5 protein-coding genes and 1 pseudogene are annotated in these 5,808 nt (G+C 61.8%); 4 read left to right on the forward strand and 2 right to left on the reverse strand.

The annotated features are described in order from the left end of the window. Positions 1 to 315 precede the first annotated feature (315 nt). The 3 genes from CDA63_RS19735 (at position 316) to CDA63_RS19745 (ending at position 2,582) form a co-directional block, all read left to right on the forward strand. Positions 316 to 600 (forward strand): hypothetical protein, encoded by a 285-nt coding sequence (locus CDA63_RS19735; protein ID WP_088466173.1) that lies wholly within the window; start codon positions 316 to 318, stop codon positions 598 to 600. A gap of 215 nt (positions 601 to 815) precedes the next feature. Then, positions 816 to 1,838: a S41 family peptidase gene (locus CDA63_RS19740; protein WP_165768418.1), complete on the forward strand. Its 1,023-nt coding sequence runs from the start codon at positions 816 to 818 to the stop codon at positions 1,836 to 1,838. A 72-nt stretch (positions 1,839 to 1,910) separates the two neighbouring features. Beyond that, on the forward strand, positions 1,911 to 2,582 hold the full coding sequence (locus tag CDA63_RS19745; RefSeq protein ID WP_088466175.1) for a HEAT repeat domain-containing protein: 672 nt from the start codon (positions 1,911 to 1,913) through the stop codon (positions 2,580 to 2,582). 89 nt (positions 2,583 to 2,671) lie between these two features. On the opposite strand, the gene CDA63_RS19750 is transcribed toward CDA63_RS19745, so the two are convergent. Next, on the reverse strand, positions 2,672 to 4,690 hold the full coding sequence (locus CDA63_RS19750; RefSeq protein ID WP_088466176.1) for an OmpA family protein: 2,019 nt from the start codon (positions 4,688 to 4,690) through the stop codon (positions 2,672 to 2,674). 423 nt (positions 4,691 to 5,113) lie between these two features. On the opposite strand from CDA63_RS19750, the gene CDA63_RS19755 reads away from it, so the two are divergent. Beyond that, positions 5,114 to 5,677, forward strand: coding sequence for a hypothetical protein (locus CDA63_RS19755; RefSeq protein WP_088466177.1), 564 nt, complete (start codon positions 5,114 to 5,116; stop codon positions 5,675 to 5,677). A gap of 31 nt (positions 5,678 to 5,708) precedes the next feature. On the opposite strand, the pseudogene CDA63_RS21940 reads toward CDA63_RS19755, so the two are convergent. Next, a pseudogene (locus CDA63_RS21940) lies at positions 5,709 to 5,808 on the reverse strand (RNB domain-containing ribonuclease); the annotation flags it as partial.

A 5,808-nucleotide genomic window follows, 5' to 3' on the forward strand; every position in this document is an offset into this window, starting at 1 on the left:
GCGCTACAAACATCCATTCGCCATCCGTTACGTCGCTGGGGTATGCTCTTTGCTGTGCCATACCCCAAATTACGCTACCAGTGCATAACAGGCTCTAGAAGAAGAAAGCCTAACAATAAGCGTAGTAATTGCGTCGTAGTAATTGCGTCGTAAGCGCTGGAGAAAGATATTTTCTCTGGATTGATGCCCTGCGGGAGCAGATCTCACAAAGCCACGGCCACTTTTTTTTCGTACAGATTATGCTTCTGGCCGAATACTTGCCAACCGACTCCTTACCTTCGCCCGGCCGTTCGCGGTTTCATTTCTTTTTGGCCTATGACCCGTTTTTTCCTCTTTCTCTGCCTGCTGCTTATGGGGCTGGCCGACGTCAGTCCGGCCCTGGCGGCTCCTCCCGGCCCGGCCGCCCGCGCCAAGATGCGCGGCAAGGTGTACGTACACCGGCCCAACTACCGCACCTATAAGGGGCGGAGCAAGCGCGCCCGCGTGAAGCGTACCGTGCGCTACCGGCAGCGCTGGTACCAGCTCTGGCGCAAGCGCAAGAAAGATGGACCACGCACGCCGCGCCGTTCGCGCAACAGCACTATCGGCACCAGCAAATAGCCCCGATTGATTTAGGAGTAATAGTCTCTTCTGCTGATAGGCGGAAGAGACTATTTTTTTGGATGAATGGCAAACCCGGCGGCACACCCGGCCCCGCGGCGCTTTGCTACGCGGGTTGCCCGGCCCGGAAAATCAGTAGCTCAGTAGCCAGACAACTGTTGACCGCAAAATCGCATCTTGCCGGCATGAAGAACTTAGGGTTACTCGCATTATTTATGGCAACGGCCGGCGTGGCCCAGGGCCAAACCGCCCCGACAGCCCTGCCCGATTCCGTAGCTGGCTTTCTTAACAAGAGTCTGACGCTGCTCGAAACCTACTCGCTGGAACGCAGTACCGTGAACTGGCCCCGACTGCGCCAAACGGTGTACCAAAGGGCCCAGGGCGCTACTACCGTGCGCGATTTGCTGCCCCTCTACCCCTTCCTCTTCGAGCAGCTGCAAGATGACCACGGCTGGCTCAGCTACCAAGGCAAAACCTACAAATGGCGCAACCCCGCCCGCGCCCCGTACGCCAACGAGGTGGTGAAGGCTGCGCTCAAGCAAAAGCCCGGCGTACGGGTGAAACTGCTGCCGGGCCGGGTGGGCTACGTGCAGTTGCCAGGCATCAATGCCGGTGGGAGCCTGGAAGAAATGCGCGCCGCCGCCCAAGTGGTGCAGGATTCGCTCTGCCGCCTGCCACTGCCCCGGATTAAAGCCTGGATTCTGGACCTCCGCCTGAACGACGGCGGGGCCATGGCGCCCATGCTGGCCGGCATAGCCCCGCTGCTCGGCGACGGCCACTTGGGCGGCTTCGTGGACCTGAATGGGCAGCCCGAACAGCAGTGGTACCTGCGCCAGGGCAATTTCTACGTCGACTCGATGCAGGTGACGACCCTGGAAAAGCGCTGCCCCGCCCGGCGCTCCGACCTGCCCATTGCCGTGCTGCTGAGCGGGCGCACGGCCAGCTCGGGCGAAATCGTGGCTATCAGCCTCAAGGGCCGGCCCGTTACGCGCTTCTTCGGCGAGCCCACCTACGGGGCCACCACCGCCAACGAAAGCTACCCCATCGGCGGCGGGGCCTACCTCACCATCGCGGGTTCCCAGGACGCCGACCGCACCGGCACCGCCTACAAAACCAGCCTCACGCCCGACGTGCTCATCACGGGCGGCGACAACTTCCTCGACCTGCTCCAGGACGCCAAAGTAGCGGCGGCACTGAAGTGGCTGAAGAAGGCGCCAAAAGGCGGGCGGAAGTCGTAGGGTATTTTGCGCAACATATACCCGGTCGGGGTCGGTAATCAGACGACTAACTTACAACAAAGAGCAGCCTGCATGACCATTGAGGAGACAATACAACATCTGGCTATTGGCTCAATCGAACAAAAGCTGGCCGTTTTACGGGGCTTTACCCAAGAAATGGCCGTGCCGGAACTATATCCCCTGCTACTGAATAACCTGACGCATTCCGATGATCGGGTCGTATTTCTAAGCATGGATGCGCTGGTCAAAAAGTACCCCGACCGCATACGGCAGGATGCGGCGCTACTGACGCCACAACTGTTGGCTTTCCTCACATCCGGAGATGGGCCCATCACCGACAGGGCAATGTGGGCGTTGAGCCTCACTGGGCCCGATTCAGTGTACACATTGCTGGATTTCATAACACAGAGCCTTGACGATTATCAACTGGAAATGGGCATCTGGGCGCTGGGTCGCAACGGGCATATCCGTCGAGCCTCGGCCTTGGTAGTGAATACGCTTCGGAAACACCTCCAGCATTCCAATCCAAGGGTGAATTACGCCGCCCTGTGCTCCCTGATGGATATGAGCCCGCTCCGTCCTTTCGGGCATTTGCAAGGCGTTGAGCAGGAATTTGAGCTGCTGTATCCTGAATTGCAGGCGACAGCTCAATTTTTACTGGACACCGCGCCCGAGTTATCAGGAATGCCTGAGCAGTACCTGGAGTTGCTCCGGAACCGTCCGGAATCCGGAGCCTCATTTTAGCATGGCAGCCTACAATCGTGGGCTAGGGATTCACTCTCCAATGCCAGCACGCCGCAGACGCCCCAGCGCACTTACTCCCCCACACCCCCCTACTGGCCCGTCACCCGGAACTCGACGCGGCGGTTGAGGCGGCGGGTGACTTCCTGAGCATTACTGGTTTTGGGTTCGGCCCCGCCCAACCCGATGCCGCTGATGCGGCCGGCGGCCACGCCGTGCCGGACGAGGTAGGTTTTTACGGCCGCCACCCGGCGCTGGCTCAGCTCCACGTTCTTCTGGGGGTCGCCCACGTTGTCGGTGTGGCCGCGCAGCTCGATGGTGAGCCCGGGCGAGGTGGTGAGCAGGGCTGCCAGCGTGTCGAGGGCGGGGAAGGAGCTGGTTAGCAACTCACTCTGGCCCTGGGAGAACTGCACGTTTTCCAGCTCCAGGGTGGCGCCCACGCCCAGGGGCCGTAGCAGCACATCCTGGGCGTAGGGCCCGGCGGCGGCCGTGAAGGTGGTATCGGTGGGCAGGTAGCCGGGCAGGCGCAACTGGGCGGCGTAGCGCTGGGCAGCCTGGGCCGGAAACCAGAACTCACCCCCGGCCGAGAGCCGCAGGGCCGTGTCGGCGCGGGCTAGGGTGGAGCGCAGGCGCAGCTGGGCGGCCGGCAACGGCCGCAACGTAACGGCATCGAGCACCCGACCCCGCCACAGAGCCCGTACGGAAGCCGCCGGCCCTTCTTCGGTTGCCACCTTGCGAAACAGGTTGCAGCCGGCCAGGTCGGTGTACACGCCCCGGTGGATCCGCGCTACCTCCCGCCCTTCCAGATCAACCTGATAAATAGCCTTGGGTCCGGCCAGGAACAGGCGGCGGTTGCCGAACTCATCGTTCTGGAGCAGAATACCACTGTAGCCGCCCCGCTCGGGCAGGCCGTCGAGGGGCAGGATGTCGGGGGCGGGCAGACCGGTATCGATGTTGATGCGCAGCAGGGAGCCGTCGGTGCTGTATACTTCGTAGAGCATCCGCTTGGCATCGAAGCAGAAGTTGGCGTGGGTGCCCGCTCCGGCGAAGCCCAACGCCTTAAAGTAGGAGGCGCGCCGCAATGGGTCGGTGCTCCAGACAGTGGTTACGGTGCTGCGGCCCGGGCTCACGCGCACGAGCAGGTTGCCATCGGTGGTGCTGAAATACAGGTCGCCCTGCTCATCGGTGGCCCCGGAAATCCAGACCCCGCCCGAGCCCTGGGCCGGTAGCTGCCAGTTGGTGTACTCGCCCCGGCGGGTGGCGGGGTTGTAGCGGTACACGTACTCGGGTGCGTTGGTGGGCGCCTTGGTCACCGAGTACAGGCAGTTGTCGAAGCCCTTGGCCAGGGCATAGGACTGGAACGGCAGCACCCGCCGATGAATAACGGGGGGCTGGGCGGGGTCGAGGCTTGAAAACTCGTGAATTGTGCGGCAGTCGTCCTCCCAGTTGTCGTTCTGAATACGCAGGGCCGCAATGCCGTAGAACTTATCGTCGCAGCCCTGAGGCGGGGGCAACGGCGCGCGGCGGCTGGGCGGCCCCGGTTCGACGAGCCGCCCGGAGGCCAGTAGTTGCCGGACCTGGCCCAGGTAGCGGGCGGCCTCGGCGGCGGGGGCGCGGTATTCGAGGCGGTACTCGTAGCCCTCGCGCCAGAGCCGGCGACCCACCACGCGCACCCGGCCAGCCGGGTCGGCGGCGGGGCCTGGGTCGTAGGCATAGTCGTAGCGCAGCTCCTGAGAGCGGCCGGCGTCGTGCTCCTCCAGCCGATAGATCCGCGCGCGGGGCAGGCCGGTTGCGTAGCGCCACACCGAATCGAGCTGGCCGGCGGCGAGCAGGTCCAAGTCCTTGCGGGCATCGGGCAGCGGGTGCAGGCTGATGGTGACTTTGGCCGGGCTGGTCTCCCAGTCGGGCCCCAGGTAGAAAGTAGTGTGGTGGTTTTCGCCGGCCTGCACCTGCCAGCCCTCGGGATACGTGAGCTGGTAGCCCCCGCGGGCGTCGGTATAGGTTTGGCCGCCGGACCGTTGGGCCCGGGCCGGCGGCAGCCCAAAGGCCAACAGTAGCAGCCCTAGCAGCAGCAGTATCTTCCCCCAACCAGCGCGCACGAACAAGGCCATTGCCCAAAAATAGGCAACCGGGCCGGACTTCCTACCTACCGCTACCCGAGTGAAGCGCGTATACCACGTTGAGAAGACCAGCAATTTATCGAACGGAGTCTATGGAACCGGTACCCCACTTATAGTCTTCGCCGGCCACTCTAACAACGGCCTACTTCTTAGCATGTGATAGATTTGATCAATCAGCCCGCTTACAGTGGCGGCTGACGAGCCCAAAAACGGAGGCTCAGACCAAGTATGGCTGGTAGGCGGCCCGCAGCATCTGACCCAGAACCCACCCGCTCGTCCCGCCCGGCCTGCCTCGGGTACCGGTTGGGCGAGCCCAATTGCCTGCTGATCGAAAATAGCCGATCTAGCTGAAAGCCGATTTTGTATATTTGCGTGTTCGGAGCTCTGTACCCTTATCCAATTCCCCTTTTCTTTATGAAGAAACTAATTTTCCTGCTCCTGCTGCTATGCGGTACGCTGGCGGCCTCAGCCCAGTACATGCCCGGCAAGGCCCGCAAGAAGTACGCCTTCCCCAGAAAGGATGAAGAAAGCACCTACGTGCTTAACGTGACGAAAAACACTGACGAGGACGCTGAGGTGGATGCCTGCGTGACCCGCGTGGGTTACCTGCCCTACGCCGATCTACTGCTCCAAACCAACGAGCTCAAGCGCATCAATAGCTGGGCCGATACCACCTACCAGCGCCGCCTGGCCCAGCTCCCGGCTGGGGGGCAACTCACCGTGACGATGTACCGCCGCGGAGCTAAGAACGCCGACCCTGCATACCTGGGTCTGGTAGCCAAGAACAAAGAGGGCCAGGAGCTACTTAACCTGCCCGAACTAGCTGCCGGCCAGGGCCGTTTCTGGAACCGCGACCTATACGTAAGTAAGCGAGTTATCCCATTTGTTAAAACGGAAACTGAACAGGATATCTTCCTGACAATCAACGATGTTAAGACGCGTCAGAATTTCGAATATATCATCAAAGCTAAGCAGTAACCCCTATGACCCAAATGTGTAAGCCCTGTTTTGAGGTAAAGTGCGAGTAGTGCTCGAAGGCCAGACCGAAGTGCCCCCGCGGGTCGGTGGTGTAGGTGGCCTTGGCCATCGTGCGGATGGCCAGGGTCTGG

It is taken from the genome of Hymenobacter amundsenii, from assembly GCF_002204745.1.
GTDB classification, from domain to species: domain Bacteria; phylum Bacteroidota; class Bacteroidia; order Cytophagales; family Hymenobacteraceae; genus Hymenobacter; species Hymenobacter amundsenii.